The sequence below is a fragment of the Roseomonas sp. E05 genome, assembly GCF_030063475.1.
GTDB lineage: Bacteria > Pseudomonadota > Alphaproteobacteria > Acetobacterales > Acetobacteraceae > Pseudoroseomonas.
In genome coordinates, this window is record NZ_JASIRT010000006.1 from 78,917 (window position 1) to 95,151 (window position 16,235).

At 69.3% G+C, this 16,235-nt stretch carries 13 protein-coding genes; 7 read left to right on the forward strand and 6 right to left on the reverse strand.

The window, feature by feature from the left end; all coding sequences use genetic code 11:
* Positions 1 to 4: 4 nt before the first annotated feature.
* Genes QMO56_RS08665 through QMO56_RS08680 form a run of 4 tightly spaced genes read right to left on the reverse strand, consistent with a single transcriptional unit; the run spans position 5 to position 4,685 of the window.
* Positions 5 to 805: a DUF1206 domain-containing protein gene (locus QMO56_RS08665; protein WP_283524953.1), complete on the reverse strand. Its 801-nt coding sequence runs from the start codon at positions 803 to 805 to the stop codon at positions 5 to 7.
* A gap of 48 nt (positions 806 to 853) precedes the next feature.
* Positions 854 to 2,137, reverse strand: coding sequence for an AmpG family muropeptide MFS transporter (locus tag QMO56_RS08670; protein WP_283524955.1), 1,284 nt, complete (start codon positions 2,135 to 2,137; stop codon positions 854 to 856).
* 7 nt (positions 2,138 to 2,144) lie between these two features.
* The gene (locus QMO56_RS08675) at positions 2,145 to 3,134 is read right to left on the reverse strand and encodes a glycosyltransferase (protein ID WP_283524956.1); all 990 of its coding nucleotides are present in this window, start codon (positions 3,132 to 3,134) and stop codon (positions 2,145 to 2,147) included.
* Between the two features lie 39 nt (positions 3,135 to 3,173).
* Positions 3,174 to 4,685, reverse strand: coding sequence for an aldehyde dehydrogenase family protein (locus QMO56_RS08680; RefSeq protein WP_283524957.1), 1,512 nt, complete (start codon positions 4,683 to 4,685; stop codon positions 3,174 to 3,176).
* A gap of 262 nt (positions 4,686 to 4,947) precedes the next feature.
* Here QMO56_RS08680 and QMO56_RS08685 point away from each other — a divergent pair, with 262 nt between their 5' ends.
* The 4 genes from QMO56_RS08685 (at position 4,948) to QMO56_RS08700 (ending at position 11,156) form a co-directional block, all read left to right on the forward strand.
* Positions 4,948 to 7,437 (forward strand): PAS domain S-box protein, encoded by a 2,490-nt coding sequence (locus QMO56_RS08685; RefSeq protein WP_283524958.1) that lies wholly within the window; start codon positions 4,948 to 4,950, stop codon positions 7,435 to 7,437.
* 127 nt (positions 7,438 to 7,564) lie between these two features.
* Positions 7,565 to 8,782 carry a CaiB/BaiF CoA-transferase family protein gene (locus QMO56_RS08690; RefSeq protein ID WP_283524959.1) on the forward strand — a complete coding sequence of 406 codons (1,218 nt, stop codon included), beginning with the start codon at positions 7,565 to 7,567 and terminating at the stop codon, positions 8,780 to 8,782.
* A 118-nt stretch (positions 8,783 to 8,900) separates the two neighbouring features.
* Positions 8,901 to 10,034: an alpha/beta hydrolase gene (locus QMO56_RS08695; RefSeq protein WP_283524961.1), complete on the forward strand. Its 1,134-nt coding sequence runs from the start codon at positions 8,901 to 8,903 to the stop codon at positions 10,032 to 10,034.
* Between the two features lie 177 nt (positions 10,035 to 10,211).
* Positions 10,212 to 11,156 carry an aldo/keto reductase gene (locus QMO56_RS08700; RefSeq protein WP_283524963.1) on the forward strand — a complete coding sequence of 315 codons (945 nt, stop codon included), beginning with the start codon at positions 10,212 to 10,214 and terminating at the stop codon, positions 11,154 to 11,156.
* 287 nt (positions 11,157 to 11,443) lie between these two features.
* On the opposite strand, the gene hemB is transcribed toward QMO56_RS08700, so the two are convergent.
* Positions 11,444 to 12,460, reverse strand: a complete 1,017-nt coding sequence (hemB, locus tag QMO56_RS08705; protein ID WP_283524964.1) for a porphobilinogen synthase — start codon at positions 12,458 to 12,460, stop codon at positions 11,444 to 11,446.
* Positions 12,457 to 13,797: an O-acetylhomoserine aminocarboxypropyltransferase/cysteine synthase family protein gene (locus QMO56_RS08710; protein ID WP_283524966.1), complete on the reverse strand. Its 1,341-nt coding sequence runs from the start codon at positions 13,795 to 13,797 to the stop codon at positions 12,457 to 12,459. Before QMO56_RS08710 ends, hemB begins: the two co-directional genes overlap by 4 nt.
* Before the next feature lie 169 nt (positions 13,798 to 13,966).
* Here QMO56_RS08710 and rpiB point away from each other — a divergent pair, with 169 nt between their 5' ends.
* From rpiB to nrdR, 3 genes are read left to right on the forward strand one after another with little or no spacing between them, the layout of a single operon-like run.
* Entirely contained in the window at positions 13,967 to 14,431 is a 465-nt protein-coding gene (rpiB, locus tag QMO56_RS08715; RefSeq protein WP_283524967.1) for a ribose 5-phosphate isomerase B, read from the forward strand.
* Positions 14,432 to 14,435: 4 nt separating this feature from the next.
* Complete coding sequence (gene glyA, locus QMO56_RS08720) at positions 14,436 to 15,740, forward strand: serine hydroxymethyltransferase (protein ID WP_283524968.1); 1,305 nt, start codon at positions 14,436 to 14,438, stop codon at positions 15,738 to 15,740.
* Positions 15,741 to 15,767: 27 nt separating this feature from the next.
* Complete coding sequence (gene nrdR / locus QMO56_RS08725) at positions 15,768 to 16,229, forward strand: transcriptional regulator NrdR (RefSeq protein WP_283524970.1); 462 nt, start codon at positions 15,768 to 15,770, stop codon at positions 16,227 to 16,229.
* Positions 16,230 to 16,235 lie beyond the last annotated feature (6 nt).

A 16,235-nucleotide genomic window follows, 5' to 3' on the forward strand; every position in this document is an offset into this window, starting at 1 on the left:
GCGCCTATCCGGGCGCGTCGATGCGGCGGAAGCGCGCCTCGGCGAATTCGAAGGTGCCGAAGGCGGCCAGTCCCAGCGCGACCAGCCCGAACAGGGCCCGCCCGAAGGGCTGCTGCTGCAGCGCCAGCAGCGCGCCGCCCAGGCCGCGCACCTCGCTTGCATCGGACTGCCAGGCGGCGATGCCGATGAAGGCACCGATGATCAGGAACACCACCCCGCGCGCCGCGAAGCCCACTTGGCCAAGCGGGATCACCCAGCGGGAGGCCTCGGCGGAGCAGCGGAGATGGCGGGTGAAGGCGCGGCTCCAGGCCAGGTACAGCATCGCGAACCCGACGCCTGCCACGATGACGCCCGCCGCTGCCACCAGCAGCTCGCCGGCCGGCTTCTCCAGCACCCAGCGCGTCCAGTCGCGCGCCGACTGTCCGTCGCCGCTGTGCGTCGCATTGCCGATCAGCAGGCTCACTGCGAAGACACCAAGGCTGACATAGGCGAAGGCCGAGACGAGCTGCCCGCCGCGCACCGCCATGGCTTTTCCGCCATGGCCTCTGTTGTCCGCGTCGAGGAGGGACTGCATGCCGCGCCACAAGGCGAAGCCGAACAGGCCGAGGGCAACGACGCCGAGCAGCACGCCGCCGAAGGGATGCAGCAGCAACTCCTGCAGCGCCCCCTTGGAGTCGGTGGCCTGCCCACCGCCGGGGCCGAAGGCGCCAACCAGGGCCAGTACGCCGATCACCAGGTTGACGACGCCCCGCGCGGCATAGCCGAGGCGGGCGAGCAGTTCGAGCGCGGGGCGCGGCGAGGGCATGGGGGAGAGCTCCGTGCAGGGGCCTTGTTGCCCCTGCAACGCCGCAGCTCAGGCTTCGGATGCAGGCAGGGCGTGTTCCGGCGCCGGGCGGGGCGGCGGCAGCCGCGCCAGCAGGAACAGCATGACCGCCATGGCCGGCAGCGCGGCGGCGGTGGTGAGCAGGAAGAAGTCCGCCCAGCCCAGCCACTCGGCCAGACTGCCCGAGCTGGCGCCCAGGGTCCGCAGCGGCACCGCCGCCAGCGAGGAGAGCAGGGCGTATTGCGTGGCGGTGAAGGCGCGGCTGGTCAGGCTGGAGAGATAGGTGACGAAGGCGGCGTCGGCGAGGCCGTCGGTGAAGTTCTCCACGCCCACCTGGGCCCAGAGCATGGGCATGTCGTGCCCGGCATGGGCGAGGGCGACATACATCAGGTTGGAGAGCATCTGCGTCAGGCCGGTCAGCACCAGGGCGCGGGCGGTGCCGATGCGCACCACCAGCCAGCCGCCGGCCAGGGCGCCGAGCAGCGTGGCGAAAAGGCCGAAGACGCTGCCTACCGCCGCGACCTCGACGCGGCTGAAGCCCATCTCCCGGTAGAAGGGCGCCGTCATCACCCCGGCCAGCGCCTCGCCCAGCTTGAAGAGGGCGATGAACAGCAGGATGGCCAGCCAGTAGGGCCGGCGCATGAAGTCGGCGAAGGGGTCCGCCACCGCGGCCCGCATCCGCGCCGCCCAGGCGAGCGCCGGGCGCGGCGCGGCGGCCGGCTCGGCGGCGAGCGTCACGGCCAGAAAGCCCACCCCGACCAGCGCCGCGCAATAGGCGAAGGCCGCCGTCCAGCCGGCGAAGTTGGCGACGGTCAGCGTGCCGGCATTGGCGGCCAGCAGCGCCCCGCGATAGCCCCAGACATAGTAGGCGAGGCCCAGCCCCTGCTGCCGCTCCTCCAGGATCTCGATGCGGAAGGCGTCCACCACGATGTCCTGGCTGGCCGAAAGGAAGGCGACCAGCACGGCGACCGCGACGGTGATCTCGGGCGCCGTGGCCGGGTTGGTGAAGCCCATCGCCAGGATGGCCAGCGCCAGCACCGGCTGGATGCTTGCCAGCCAGCCGCGCCGCCGCCCCCAGGCGCGGAACAGCGGCGGCGCCGAGTGGTCGATCAGCGGCGACCACAGGAATTTCAGCGAATAGGAGAGCCCGACCAGGGCGGTGAGGCCGATCGCCGTCAGCTCGATGCCGGATTCCGACATCCATTGCCGCAGCACGAAGGCGGTCAGCGGCAGCGGCACCCCGGAGGAGAAGCCGAGGGCCAGCATGATGAGGAAGCGGCGATCATTGGCGATCGCGGGGAGGGAGAGGCGCATATGGCGCTCAACCTGCCATGCGCGCGGGGGATTTTGAACTCTCGGCCGGCGCCAGTGTGGCGAGCGCCTCCGGCTGCGGGGCGGGAATGGCGAGATAGGCGATGCGCTTGGCCTCCCGCCGGCCCTGGGTCACGGTGTCCAGGACCAGCCCGCAGGCGCCGGCGAGAAAGGAGAGCAGCAGGAAGGCCACCGAGGCCAGGAAGGTCGGCAGGCGCGGTACCAGGCCGGTTTCGAGATAGGTGCCGAAGACCGGCAGGAAAAAGCCGGCGGAGAGCAGCAGGAAGGCCAGCGCGATGCTGCCGAAGAACAGCAGCGGCCGCTCGCGCTGAATCAGCCGGAGGATGGTGCGCAGGATGCGCAGCCCGTCGCGCCAGGTGTGCAGCTTGGAGGCGGAGCCCTCGCCCCGCTCGCGATAGGCGGTGGGCAGCTCGCCAACCGGCAGGCGCAGCTCCAGGGCATGCACGGTGAACTCGGTCTCCGTCTCGAAGCCCTGCGCCAGGGCGGGGAAGGACTTCACGAAGCGGCGGGAGAAGCAGCGGTAGCCCGAGAGGACGTCCGAGACGCGGTTGCCGAAGACCAGCCGCACCATCCCCGTCAGCACCCGGTTGCCCAGGCGGTGGCCGGGGCGATAGGCCCCCGCCGCGCTGGCGACGCGGATGCCCGTCACCATGTCCAGCCGCTGCTCCAGCAGCATCCGCACCATGGCCGGGGCGGCGGCGGGGTCATAGGTGCCGTCGCCGTCCACCAGCAGGTAGAGATCGGCCTCGATGTCCGCGAACATCCGGCGGACGACGTTGCCCTTGCCCGGCAGGCGCTCGCTGCCCAGCATGGCGCCGGCCGCGGCGGCCATGGCGCGCGTCTCGTCGGTCGAGTTGTTGTCGTAGACGTGGATGGCGGCGTCCGGCAGCGCGGCGCGGAACCCCGCCACCACGCCGCCGATCGCCGCCGCCTCGTTGCGGCAGGGGATCAGGACGGCAAGCCTGGGCGCTCCCTGCATCCGACCCCCTCGCGGTTCCGCCGAGCTGCGGCGGCGAGGCTAGCCCATGTTCACCATGATCGTCTTCTTGTGCGTGAAGTGCTCCAGCATGGCCTCCAGCGAGGCCTCCTTGCCGAGGCCGGAGGACTTCACGCCGCCATAGGAGAGGTTGGCCTGCACGACGAGGTTCTGGTTGATCTGCACCAGGCCGGCCTCCAGCTTGTGGGCCAGATTGAGGCCGACCTTCAGGTTGTTGGTCCAGAGGCTGGCGGCCAGGCCGTACTCGCTGTCATTCGCCTCGGCCAGCACCGCCTCCGGGTCGTCGAAGGGGAAGATGCAGGTGACGGGGCCGAAGATCTCCTCCCGCACCAGCCGGCTCTCCCTGGTCAGGCCGGTGAAGATCACGGGCTGGATGAACAGGCCCTTCTTCAGCGCGGGGTCCTTCGGCATGGCGGAGCAGGCGCGGCCGGTGGCGCCGGCGGTGGCCTTGCCCTCCTCGATGAAGGCCTTCACCTTCTCGAACTGGCCGTCGGAGATGATGGTGCCGATGTCGGTCTTCTCGTCCAGCGGATCGCCCATCACCATCTGGTCGACCTTCTCGGCCATGGCGTCCACGAACTTCTGGAAGATCGGCCGCTCGACATAGATGCGGCTGGCGGCGGTGCAGCTCTGCCCCTGGCGGGTGAAGCGCATGGAGGTGAGGGCGCCGGCCAGCGTCTTCTCGAAGTCGCAGTCGGCGAAGACGATCATCGGCGACTTGCCGCCGAGTTCCAGCGTCACCGGGATCAGCTTCTCGGCCGCCGTCCGGTAGACGATCTTGCCGGTCTCGACCGAGCCGGTGAAGGTCACCTTGCGGACCAGCGGATGGGCGACCAGCGGCGCGCCGCATTCCGGCCCGAAGCCCGAGACCATGTTGAACACGCCCGGCGGCAGGACGCGGTTCATCAGCTCGCAGATGCGCAGCACGGCGAGCGGCGCCTCCTCCGCGCTCTTCACCACCACGGCGTTACCGGCCACCAGCGCGGGCGCCACCTTCAGCGCCATCAGCAGCATCGGCACGTTCCAGGGGATGATGGCGCCCACCACCCCGAGCGGCTCGCGCACGGTGACGGAGAGCACGTCCGGCGCGAAGGGTACGGTCTCGCCCTTCAGCTCGCCGCCCAGGCCGCCGAAGAACTCCAGCACGTCGGCCACCGTGTTGGCCTCCACCCGGCTCTCGGTGCGCAGTGCCTTGCCGGTCTCGAGCGCGATGAGGCGGCCCAGCTCCTCCACATGGTCGCGGATCAGCGCCGCGGCCTTGTGCACCAGCGCGCCGCGCTTGCGGGCAGGCACCTTGGCCCATTCCTTCTGCGCCTTCGCCGCATCGGCCACCGCCGCCTCGACATCGGCGGCATCGCCCTCGGCAGCCTGCGCCACCTCGGCGCCGGTCGCCGGGTTGACCACGGCAAAGTTGCGGCCGGACTTCGCCGGGGCGAAGCGGCCACCGATGAAATGGACGCCCGAGAGCGCCTTGGCCAGCACGAAGGGGTCGAGGCAGGGCGCTTCCGGCGCAGGGTTCGGACGATCGAGCATGGGTTTCCTCCGCTGCGTTCTGGCGATGGCGAGGCGCGACCATGCGCCGGCGCGGCCGGGCGGGCAACCCTGTCCCCGGCATCACCATCGCACACCCAACCGGCAGTCACATTATCTTGCGCAACTCCTAACGTTCTGGGATTTTGCTCTTTGGGCAAGATGTCCAGCCGCCTGCGGGACAAGGACATCGCATCGCGTCACGATGGTCCCTGTCCGGCTGGGCCGCGGAGAGAATTCCGGCACGCAACGAGAGGTGCATGCCATGGCGAGCATGGAGATGAGCGGGGAGGAGGAGCAGGCGCTGCATCTGCGCCTGCTGTTCGACGCCGTGCAGGATCACGCCATCTGCATGCTTGATCCGGCCGGCCATATCGTCAGCTGGAATGCCGGCGCGGCCCGCGTGAACGGCTACAGCGCCGCCGAGATCATCGGTAAGTCGTTCCGTGTCTTTTTTCGTCCGGAGGAGCTGGAGCGCGGCGAGCCGGAGGCACTTCTCGCCCGCACCTTACGGGAAGGCCGGGTCAAGGTGGAGGGCTGGCGGCGACGGCAGGACGGGTGCTGCTTCTGGGCGCATGTCGTCCTCAGCGTGATCCACGACGCTGGCGGGCGCCATATCGGATTCGCCAAGGTGACGAGCGACATGACGCCGCTGCAGCGGCGCGAGGAGGCGCTGCGCGCCAGCGAGGCGCAGTTCCGCAGCGTCATGCACCATTCCCCCATCGGCATGGCGCTGATCGGGCTGGACGGCACCTTTCTGCGCGTCAACCAGGCATGCTGCACGCTGCTCGGCTATCCGGAGGCCGAACTGCTGGGGCTGAACTTCCGGGAGATCACCTATCACCCCGACCTCGCCGCCGACCTGGCGCATCTGCAGGCGCTGATGGAAGGCCGGACCGACAGCTACCAGATGGAAAAGCGCTACCGCCGCAAGGATGGCGAGCTGATCTGGGGCCTGCTCTCCGTCTCCCTGCTCCGCGATTCCGCCGGGCGGCCGATGCATTTCATCTCCCAGATCCAGGATATCAGCCGCCTCAAGCGCAGCGAGGCCGCCCTGCACGAGGAGCGCGACCGCCTGCATGTCACGCTCTGCGCCATCACTGACGGAGTGATCAGCACCGATGCGGAGGGGCGCATCCGCTTCATGAACCCGGCGGCGGAGGCGACCACCGGCTGGACCCTGGATGAGGCCAGGCACCGGCCGGTCGAGGTTGTCTTCGACATTGCCGACCCGGAAAGCGGCGAGACGCTGCTCAACCCCGTGCGCGTCACCCTGGCGACACGGCGCCCCTTCAACCTCAAGCGCCAGGCCGTGCTGATCGACCGGCATGGCGAGCGGATCGAGGTACGGGACGCCTCCGCCCCGATCCGGGGCAAGGACGGCGCCATCCTCGGCGCGGTGCTGGTGTTCCAGGACGTGCGGGCGGTGCAGAGCATGCAGAAGGAGCTGGAGTTCTCCACGCTCCACGACGCCCTGACCGGCCTGCCGAACCGCCGGAAATTCGAGGCGGCGCTGGCCAGCGCCGTGGATTCGGCGCATGTCGGCGGCGGCGAGCACACTCTCTGCTTCCTCGATCTCGACCGCTTCAAGATCGTCAACGACAGCGCCGGGCATGCGGCGGGTGACGCGCTGCTGCGCACGGTGGCGCAGATCCTGTCGCGCATGGTGCGGCCGACCGACATGGTGGCCCGGCTGGGCGACGACGAATTCGCGATCCTGCTGTTCGGCTGCCCGGTGACGAAGGCCCGCAAGGTGCTGGCGCCGATGATCGAGGCGATCGCCGCCATGACCTTCAGCTGGGAGGAGCGGGACTACCGCATCACCACCAGCATCGGCGTGGCCTCGATCGGCGCCGTGGCGACCAGCGCCAGCGTGATGAAGCATGCCGACGTCGCCTGCTACGCGGCCAAGCTCGCCGGGCGGAACCGCATCAGCGTCTATGACATGGAGGATGAGGCGGGCGGTGCCCATCACCGCGAGATCATCATGGCAACCGAGATCCGCACCGCGCTGCGCGAGGGGCGTTTCCGCCTGCACGCCCAGCGCATCGCCGCCATCGGGGTGGAGCGGGGAAAGCATTACGAGTTGCTGCTGCGCATGGTGGGAAAGGATGGCGTCCTGGTCTCGCCGGGCCTGTTCATCCCGGTGGCCGAGCGCTACGACCTGATGGCCGAACTGGACCGCTGGGTGCTGTGCGAGGTTCTGCAGCGCCGGGCCGCGCAGCTTGCCACGGTGCCGGGGCTCTCGCTGGCGATCAACATCTCGGCCCATTCGCTGAATGATCCGCAGTTCCTTGCCTTCTTCCTGGATCTGCTCCAGCAGTCGCCCCTGCGGCCGCAGGCGCTGACCCTGGAGATCACGGAGACGGCCTTGGTCAGCAACCTGACTTCCGCGGGGGCGATGCTGGACAGCATCCGCCAGCTCGGCTGCCGCGTCGCGCTGGATGATTTCGGCGCCGGCCTCAGCTCCTTCGGCTACTTGCGCGCCTTCAAGGTGGACACGATCAAGATCGACGGCAGCTTCATCCGCAACCTGCCGGAGAGCGTGATCGACCTGACCATCGTGCGCTCGATCCACCGCATCGCGCACGAGATCGGCGCCGAGACGGTGGCCGAGTTCGTCGAGAACGGGCTGATCCTGGAGCGGCTGCGCGAGATCGGGGTGGACTTCGCCCAGGGCCATGCCATTGCGATCCCCCTCGATCTTGACGAGCTGGTCACCGAGCTGAAGGCGCTCGGCGGAATGCTGGCCTGAGGGCGCTTGCCCGGGGCGCTTGTCTCGGGGCGGGCGGGGTGGCGGGGCAACGGCGAATCTGGCTTCATGCACCCTCCGGCCCCACCGGGGGCCGCAACAGCCAACGCGACAGGAAAGAGCCAGCCTGATGACCGAGCCGAGCCCCTCCACCCCCACCGGTCCGCTGAAGGGCTTGCGCGTGGTTGACCTGACCCGCGTGCTGGCCGGCCCGACCTGCACCCAGATGCTGGGCGATCTCGGTGCCGAGGTGATCAAGATCGAGCGCCCGGAGGCCGGGGACGACACCCGCGGCTTCGCGCCCCCCTACGTTCCCAACACGAAGGAGAGCGCCTACTTCGTCGGCGTCAACCGCAACAAGAAGTCCCTGACGCTGGATATCGCCCAGCCGGAGGGCCAGGCCGTGGTCCACAGGCTGCTGGAGACGGCGGACATCCTGGTCGAGAACTTCAAGGTCGGCGCGCTGGCCAAGTACGGGCTGGGCTACGAGCAGCTCAAGGAGAAGTATCCCGGCCTGATCTACTGCTCGATCACCGGCTTCGGCCAGACCGGCCCCTATGCGCCGCGCCCGGGCTATGACGCGCTGATCCAGGCGATGGGCGGCGTGATGAGCCTGACCGGGGAGCCGGAGGGCGAGCCGCAGAAGGTCGGCATCCCCATCGCCGATCTCTTCGCCGGGCTCTACGGCACCATCGGCATCCTGGCCGCGCTGCGCCACAAGCAGGCGACGGGGCAGGGGCAGCAGATCGATATCGGCATGCTCGACACCCATGTCGCCTGGCTCGCCAACCAGGGCATGAACTACCTGGCCACCGGCGAGAACCCGCCGCGCCTCGGCAACCAGCACCCCAACATCGTCCCCTACCAGGTCTTCCCGACCGAGGACGGGTACATGGTGCTCTCCATCGGCAACGATCCGACCTTCGAGCGCTTCTGCAAGAATTTCGGCCTGGAGCATCTGCTGGCCGATGAGCGCTACGCCACCAACGCCGCCCGCGTCGGCAACCGCGCGCTGGTGACCGAGACCCTGACGGCCGTCACCAAGACGAGGCCCACCAAGGAATGGATCGCGAAGCTGGAGGCGCTGAAGATCGGCTGCGGCCCGATCAATACGCTGAAGGAGGTCTTCGCCGATCCGCATGTCGTGGCACGCGACATGGTGAAGGAGATGCCGCACGGCTCGGGCGAGACGGTGAAGGTGATCGCCAATCCGGTGAAGCTCTCCGCCACGCCACCCGACTACCGCTCCGCCCCGCCGCTGCTCGGCGAGCATAGCGAGGGGGTGCTGAGCAGCCTCGGCTACTCGGCCGGGCAGATCGCTGCGCTGCGCGGGAAGGGGATCGTCTGATCCCGCGGCGGCCCGGTGAAGGCCGGGCCGCCCGTGCTGGTTCTGCAACCCGGCCGTCAAGTCCACGTTGCCCTCTCCGCACGTCCCGGTCCCTTGGCCGGGGCTGAGGAGATGCCCGATGCCTGTCCTGTCGCGCCGCGCCAGCCTGATGCTGCCGCTTGGTCTCGCCGGGCTCGTCAGCGCCTGCGCCGGCGCGCCCGAGTCCATGCCGCCTGCCGATCCCACCGGCCGCGCCAACCCGCAGATGCGCGACTTGCTGGAGAGCCTGCAGGCGCTCCGCCCGAAGCCCATCGAGACGCTGAGCCCCGCCGAGGCGCGGCTGCAGCCGGGCATGGCGGATGCGGTGAAGCACCGCCTGCGCGTGCTCGACCGCGCCGATACGCCGCGCCCGCTGCCTGTGGTGCGCGACCTGCAGATCCCCGGCCCCGGCGGCCCGCTGACGGCACGGCTCTACAGCCCGGTCGAACTGCCGCGCCAGGGGCAGCCGCTGCTGCCGCTGGTCGTCTATTATCACGGCGGCGGCTGGGTGATCGGCAACCTGGACGCCTATGACGCCTCGGCCCGCGCCCTGGCGGCGGAGGCCCAGGCGGTGGTGCTGGCCGTGCACACCCGTCAGGCGCCGGAAAGCAAGTTCCCGGGGCCGGTCAACGACGCCTATGCCGGCTATCTCTGGGCGCTCCAGAACGCCGCGCAGTTCGGGGCCGACCTCTCGCGTGTCGCTGTCGTGGGCGAGAGCGCCGGCGGCAACCTGGCACTGGACGTGGCCATGGCGGCCCGCGACGCCCGCACGCCGCTGCCGGTGGCGATGGGCCTCATCTATCCCGTCGCCGGCACCGACACGACCACGCAGTCCTATGTCGAGAACGCCAATGCCAAGCCGCTCAACGCGGCGATGATGCGCTGGTTCTTCGACAAGTACATCAGCAGCCCGGCCGACCTGCAGGACACCCGGCTGAACGTCTATGGCCGCGCCGACCTGCGCGGGCTGCCCAAGGCCGTCATCGTCACCGCCGAGATCGACCCGCTGCGCAGCGACGGCATGCTGCTCGCCGAGCGCCTGCGGCAGAGCGGCGTGACGGTGGTGGCGCGCGACTTCCAGGGCGTGACGCATGAGTTCTTCGGCGTGAACCCCTTCCTGCTGGCGCAGGCGGGCGACGCGCAGCGCTTCGTGGCGGGCGAGTTGCAATCCGCCTTCGCCCTGCCGGCGCCGGCGGTGGTCGTGCCCGACCGGCGCCGCGCGCGCCGCGGCTGAGCGCGGCCTTTCGGTTTCCGCTTGCTCGCGCGGTCCGCCCCCACGGACCGCGCGAGCAAGGCCGGGCCAGGGGAGCCTGTCTCCCCTGGCTGCCTTCCCGGAAGGGGGGCCTTCCGTCCCGCCGGGGGAAGCCCCACTCTGCCACCCGGCACCATCACCGATGGAAGGAACCTGACGATGGAAATGCGCGCGCTCGGCCGCTCGGGCCTGAAGGTCTCGCCGCTCTGCTTCGGCGGCAATGTGTTCGGCTGGACGGCCAGCGAAGCGGATTCCTTCCGCCTGCTCGACCGCTTCGTGGAAGCCGGCTTCAACTTCATCGACACCGCCGATGTCTATTCGCGCTGGGCGCCCGGGCATCAGGGCGGTGAATCCGAGACCGTCATCGGCAACTGGCTGGCCCGCAGCGGCAAGCGCAGCCGCGTGGTCATCGCCACCAAGGTGGGCATGGAGATGGGGCCGGACCGCAAAGGCCTCTCCGCCGCCTATATCCGCCGCGCCGTGGAGGATTCCCTCCGCCGCCTCCAGACTGACGTCATCGATCTCTACCAGTCCCACAAGGACGACCCGGACACCCCTCTGGAGGAGACGCTCGGCGTCTATGCCGAGTTGATCAAGGCCGGCAAGGTGCGCGCCATCGGCGCCTCCAACTACGAGGCGCCGCGGCTGAAGGCGGCGCTGGAGGCCAGTGCGAAGCATGGCCTGCCGCGCTACGAGAGCCTGCAGCCGCATTACAATCTGGTCGAGCGGGCCGACTACGAGGCCGGGCTGGAGGCGCTCTGCCGCGAGGAAGGGCTGGGGGTGATCCCCTATTTCTCCCTCGCCGCGGGCTTCCTCACCGGCAAGTACCGCTCGGAGGCTGATCTGGGGCAGAGCCCGCGCGGGAAGGGTGTCGCCAAGTACCTCGACGAGCGCGGACTGGGCGTTCTGGCGGCGTTGGACCAGGTGGCGGAACACCACAAGGCGAAGCCGGCCCAGGTCGCGCTCGCCTGGCTGATGGCGCGCCCGAGCATCACCGCGCCGATCGCCAGCGCCACACGGCTGGAGCAGCTGGAGGACCTGATCGGCGCCGCCGAGTTGCGGCTGAGCGCCGAGGACATCGAGCGGCTGAATCGGGCGAGCTAGAGCAGATCCCATTCCGATGGCATCATCGGAATGGGTGAAAATGCTCTAGTCAGGCCATCCCCCGCCAGCACTGCTCGAAAAATATAAAAACGCTTCGATATCAAATGGTTGGGCATTGATTCTGAAAGGATTTCTGAGCATCAGCGGAGGGCTGGAAGAAACAAAAAAGCTTGGGGGAAAGAATTCCCCCAAGCCCCCATCTTTTTTCTGTCTGTCGGCCTTAGTAAGCTGAAAAAACAGTCTGTTGGAGGATATTCCTGCTCCTCCGTCCAGCAGGAAAGAAGCCTTCAGCCTGCCCGCAGCCGCTGCGCAGCCTCGATGGCGAAATAGGTCAGCACGCCGCTGGCACCGGCCCGCTTGAAGGCCAGCAGGCTCTCCAGCATGGCCTTCTCATGGTCCAGCCAGCCGTTGCGCACCGCCGCCATGATCATCGCGTATTCGCCGCTCACCTGATAGGCGAAGGTCGGCACCGCGAAGCGCTCCTTCACCCGCTGGATGATGTCGAGATAGGGCATCCCCGGCTTCACCATCACCATGTCCGCGCCCTCGGAGAGGTCCAGCGCCACCTCGCGCAGGGCCTCGTCGGAATTGGCGGGGTCCATCTGGTAGGTCTTCTTGTCGCCCTTCAACGCCCCGCCGGAACCGACCGCGTCGCGGAACGGACCGTAGAAGGCCGAGGCATATTTGGCGGCATAGGACATGATGCGGGTATGGATCAGCCCCTTGCCGTCCAGCGCCGCGCGGATGGCGGCGACGCGGCCGTCCATCATGTCGGAGGGGGCGATGACGTCGATGCCCGCCTCGGCCTGCACCACCGCCTGGGCGGCCAGGATCTCCAGGGACTCGTCGTTGTCCACGTAGCCGTCGCGGATCACGCCGTCATGGCCGTGGTCGGTATAGGGGTCGAGCGCCACGTCCCCGATCAGGCCGAGATGCGGGAACTTCTCCTTCAGCAGCCGGGAGGCCCGGCACATCAGGTTCTCCGGATTGCGCGCCTCGGTGCCCTCGGCATCCTTCTTCTCCGCCGGCGTCACGGGGAAGAGCGCCAGGGCAGGGATGCCCAGCTCCGCCGCCGGGGCGACATGCGCCTCCAGCCGGTCCAGCGTCACGCGCTGCACGCCCGGCATGGAGCCGACCTCGGTGACGGTCCCGCGCCCCTCCATGACGAAGATCGGCCAGATCAGGTCGTCCACCGAGAGGCGGTTCTCCGCCACCAGCCGCCGCGTCCAGGCGTCGTAGCGGTTGCGGCGGGGGCGGATGGCGGGGAAGGCGCCGTGGAAGGCGGCCGGGGCGGGAGCGGTCATGCAGTCTCTCCTGCGGCGACCAGCGCCTGGTCGAGGTCGGCCAGGATGTCGTCGATATGCTCGATGCCGATGGAGAGGCGGACATAGCCCGGCGTGACGCCCGCCGCCAGCTGCTCCTCGGGCGAAAGCTGGCTGTGGGTCGTGGTGCCGGGATGGATCGCCAGGCTGCGCGCGTCGCCGATATTGGCGACGTGGTAGAAGAGCTGCAGCGCCTCGATGAAGCGCCGCCCGGCGTCAATGCCGCCCTTCAGCTCGAAGCCCAGCAGGCTGCCAAGGCCGCCCTTGAGATGCGCCTCCGCCCGGCGCCGCGCCTCGCCCTGCGCGACGGAAGGGTGGATCACCCGGGTCACCGCCGGATGTCCGGAGAGATAGGCGGCGACGCGCAGCGCATTGGCGCATTGCCGCTCCATCCGCAGCGGCAGGGTCTCCAGGCCCTGCAGGAAGAGGAAGGCGCTCATCGGGCTCATCGCGGCGCCGATGTCGCGCAGCAGGCAGGTCCGCATCCGCAGGATGTAGGCGATGGGGCCGAGCGGCCTGGCGGCCTCGGTCCAGACCGCGCCGTGATAGGAGGGGTCGGGCTGGTTCAGCGTCGGGAAACGGCCGGCATGCGCGGCCCAGTCGAAATTGCCGCCATCCACCACGATGCCGCCGATGCTGGTGCCGTGGCCGCCGATCCACTTGGTCGTGGAGTGCATGACGATGGCCGCGCCGTGCTGCAGCGGCCGGCAGAGCACCGGCGCCGCGGTGTTGTCCATGATCAGCGGGATGCCCAGCTTGCGCCCGAGCGCCGCCACCTCGGCGATCGGGAAGACCTCCAGCGCCGGGTTCGGCAGGGTCTCGGCATACCAGGCGCGGGTGCGATCGTCCGAGGCGCGGGCGAAGGCCTCCGGATCAGCCGGATCCACGAAGCGAACTTCGATGCCGAACTGCTTGAGTGTATTGGCAAAGAGGTTCCAGGTACCGCCATAGACCGCGGTCGAGGAGACGATGTTGTCCCCCGCCGCGCAGAGATTCATCACGCAGAAGGTGCTGGCCGCCTGGCCCGAGCCGACCCCCAGCGCCGCCACCCCGCCCTCCAGCGCCGCGATGCGCTTCTCCAGCACGTCCACGGTCGGGTTCATGATGCGGGTGTAGATGTTGCCCAGCTCCTCCAGCGCGAAGAGCCGCGCGGCGTGGCCGGTGTCCTGGAACTGGTAGCTGGTGGTCTGGTGGATCGGCACCGCCACCGAGCCGGTCGTCGGGTCCGCGCGCCAGCCGGCATGCAGGGCAATGGTCTCGGGATGGGTGTAGCTGTTGCTGGCCATGGTTTCCTCGTGCTTCTGGAAGGGTGGTGCCATGCTGCCACGCGCCGGGCAAACGCTGCGCGCAGCGGGAAGGGGGGGAGGATGGCCTCGGCTTCAAGAGGTGCGGAGGAACGAAGCCGGGGTTCCCGCACATGCCCGGGTTGCGCGCAAGCTGTGGGGGGGCGAGTTTCCCCGATCAACAAGGCGTGGTAACGGAGGCGCCATGAATCCGGCCAGCACCCCCATCGCCCTTGGCGCCGACCATGCCGGCGTTGCCCTGAAGGACAGCCTGCGCGCTGCGCTGGAGGCGGCCGGGCATCCGGTGCTGGACTTCGGTACCCATGGCGCGGCGAGCTGCGACTATGCCGACTTCGCCCATCCCGTGTCCGAGGCCATCACCACGGGCAAGGCGAAGTTCGCCGTGCTGGTCTGCGGCACGGGCATCGGCATGGCGATGGCGGCCAACCGCCACCCGGCCATCCGCGCGGTGGTGGTGCACAACACCACCGAGGCGCGTCTGACCCGCGCCCACAATGATGCCAACGTCGCCTGCTTCGGCGCCCGCACCATGGGACCGGAAGTTGTGCTCGATGCGCTTTCCGCTTTCCTCACCACGCCCTATGAGGGCGGCCGGCATGATCGCCGCATCGCCAAGCTGACACCCGGCGCGCGGCCGCAGGAGGCCTGAACCCATGAACGAGCTGTCCCCCGCGAATGGCACCGGCCGCTTCTTCGCCGCGCCGCTGAGTGAGGCCGACCCGGACATCGCGGCCCTGATCGGCCGTGAGCTGACCCGCCAGCAGGACGGCATCGAGCTGATCGCCTCGGAGAATATCGTCTCCCGCGCGGTGCTGGAGGCGCAGGGCTCGGTGCTGACCAACAAGTATGCCGAGGGCCTGCCCGGCCGCCGCTACTACGGCGGCTGCGAGTTCGTGGACGAGATCGAGACGCTGGCCATCGAGCGCGCCAAGCAGCTCTTCGGCTGCGCCTTCGCCAATGTGCAGCCGCATTCCGGCGCCCAGGCCAATCAGGCCGTGTTCTTCGCCCTGATGCAGCCGGGCGACACCTTCATGGGCCTCGACCTCGCCGCCGGCGGGCACCTGACCCATGGCTCCGCCGTCAACATGTCCGGCAAGTGGTTCAAGGTGGCGCCCTACACGGTGGGCCGCGAGACCGGCACCATCGACATGGAGGAGGTGGCCCGCATCGCGCGGGAGAGCCGCCCCAAGCTGATCGTCGCCGGTGGCTCGGCCTATTCCCGCGCCTGGGACTTCGCCCGCTTCCGCCAGATCGCCGACGAGGTGGGTGCTCATTTCATGGTGGACATGGCGCATTTCGCCGGCCTCGTGGCGGGCGGCGCGCATGACAGCCCGTTCCCGCACGCGCATGTCGTCACCACCACCACGCACAAGACGCTGCGCGGCCCGCGCGGCGGCATGATCCTGACCAATGACGAGGCGCTGGCCAAGAAGTTCAACAGCGCCGTCTTCCCCGGCCTGCAGGGCGGTCCGCTGATGCATGTGATCGCCGGCAAGGCGGTCGCCTTCGGCGAGGCGCTGCGCCCCGAGTTCCGCGCCTATGCCCAGGCCGTGGTGGCGAATGCCAAGGCGCTGGCGGCGGAGCTGCAGGCCCAGGGCGCCGGCATCGTCACCGGCGGCACCGACAACCACCTGATGCTGGTGGACCTCCGCCCGATGAACCTGAGCGGCAAGGCCGCCGAGGCCGCGCTGGGTCGCGCCCACCTGACCTGCAACAAGAACGCCATCCCCTTCGACCCCGCCAAGCCCGCCGTCACCTCCGGCATCCGCCTGGGCACGCCGGCCGGCACCACGCGCGGCCTGGGCGAGGCGGAGTTCCGCGCGATCGGCCGCATGATCGGTCAGGTACTGACCGGCCTCTCCCGTGCCAACGACCCCGAGGGGAACGCGGCGGTGGAGAAGGAAGTCGGCGCCCGGGTGCTGGAGCTCTGCAACCGTTTCCCGATCTATCGCGCCTGAGGCGGCCGGGCAGGAGGGCTGAAGGCGATGCGCTGTCCCTTCTGCGGCAGTGAGGACACGCAGGTGAAGGACAGCCGCCCCGCCGATGACGGGGCGGCGATCCGGCGCCGGCGTTCCTGCCCCTCCTGTGGCGCCCGCTTCACCACCTTCGAGCGCGTCACGCTGCGCGAGCTGACGGTGGTGAAGGCCGATCAGCGCCGCGTCGCCTTCGACCGGGACAAGCTCGCCCGCTCCATCCGCATCGCGCTGCGCAAGCGGCCGGTGGACGAGGACCGGGTGGAGCGCATCGTCAACGGCATCCAGCGCCGGCTGGAGGCCGAGGGCGAAAGCGAGATCAGCAGCCGCACCATCGGCGAGATGGTGATGGAGACGCTCAAGGAACTCGACCAGGTGGCCTATGTGCGCTTCGCCTCGGTCTATCGAAACTTCGGCGAAGCCAAGGACTTCCAGGCCTTTCTTGGCTCGCTGGATCCAAACGACAACGGCTGAACGCAT

Bases quoted from the DNA above. Each gene is read 5' to 3' on its own strand.
- QMO56_RS08665 (WP_283524953.1), bottom strand. From the start codon at position 805: ATGCCCTCGCCGCGCCCCGCGCTCGAACTGCTCGCCCGCCTCGGCTAT.
- QMO56_RS08670 (WP_283524955.1), bottom strand. From the start codon at position 2,137: ATGCGCCTCTCCCTCCCCGCGATCGCCAATGATCGCCGCTTCCTCATC.
- QMO56_RS08675 (WP_283524956.1), bottom strand. From the start codon at position 3,134: ATGCAGGGAGCGCCCAGGCTTGCCGTCCTGATCCCCTGCCGCAACGAG.
- QMO56_RS08680 (WP_283524957.1), bottom strand. From the start codon at position 4,685: ATGCTCGATCGTCCGAACCCTGCGCCGGAAGCGCCCTGCCTCGACCCC.
- QMO56_RS08685 (WP_283524958.1), top strand. From the start codon at position 4,948: ATGGCGAGCATGGAGATGAGCGGGGAGGAGGAGCAGGCGCTGCATCTG.
- QMO56_RS08690 (WP_283524959.1), top strand. From the start codon at position 7,565: ATGACCGAGCCGAGCCCCTCCACCCCCACCGGTCCGCTGAAGGGCTTG.
- QMO56_RS08695 (WP_283524961.1), top strand. From the start codon at position 8,901: ATGCCTGTCCTGTCGCGCCGCGCCAGCCTGATGCTGCCGCTTGGTCTC.
- QMO56_RS08700 (WP_283524963.1), top strand. From the start codon at position 10,212: ATGGAAATGCGCGCGCTCGGCCGCTCGGGCCTGAAGGTCTCGCCGCTC.
- hemB (WP_283524964.1), bottom strand. From the start codon at position 12,460: ATGACCGCTCCCGCCCCGGCCGCCTTCCACGGCGCCTTCCCCGCCATC.
- QMO56_RS08710 (WP_283524966.1), bottom strand. From the start codon at position 13,797: ATGGCACCACCCTTCCAGAAGCACGAGGAAACCATGGCCAGCAACAGC.
- rpiB (WP_283524967.1), top strand. From the start codon at position 13,967: ATGAATCCGGCCAGCACCCCCATCGCCCTTGGCGCCGACCATGCCGGC.
- glyA (WP_283524968.1), top strand. From the start codon at position 14,436: ATGAACGAGCTGTCCCCCGCGAATGGCACCGGCCGCTTCTTCGCCGCG.
- nrdR (WP_283524970.1), top strand. From the start codon at position 15,768: ATGCGCTGTCCCTTCTGCGGCAGTGAGGACACGCAGGTGAAGGACAGC.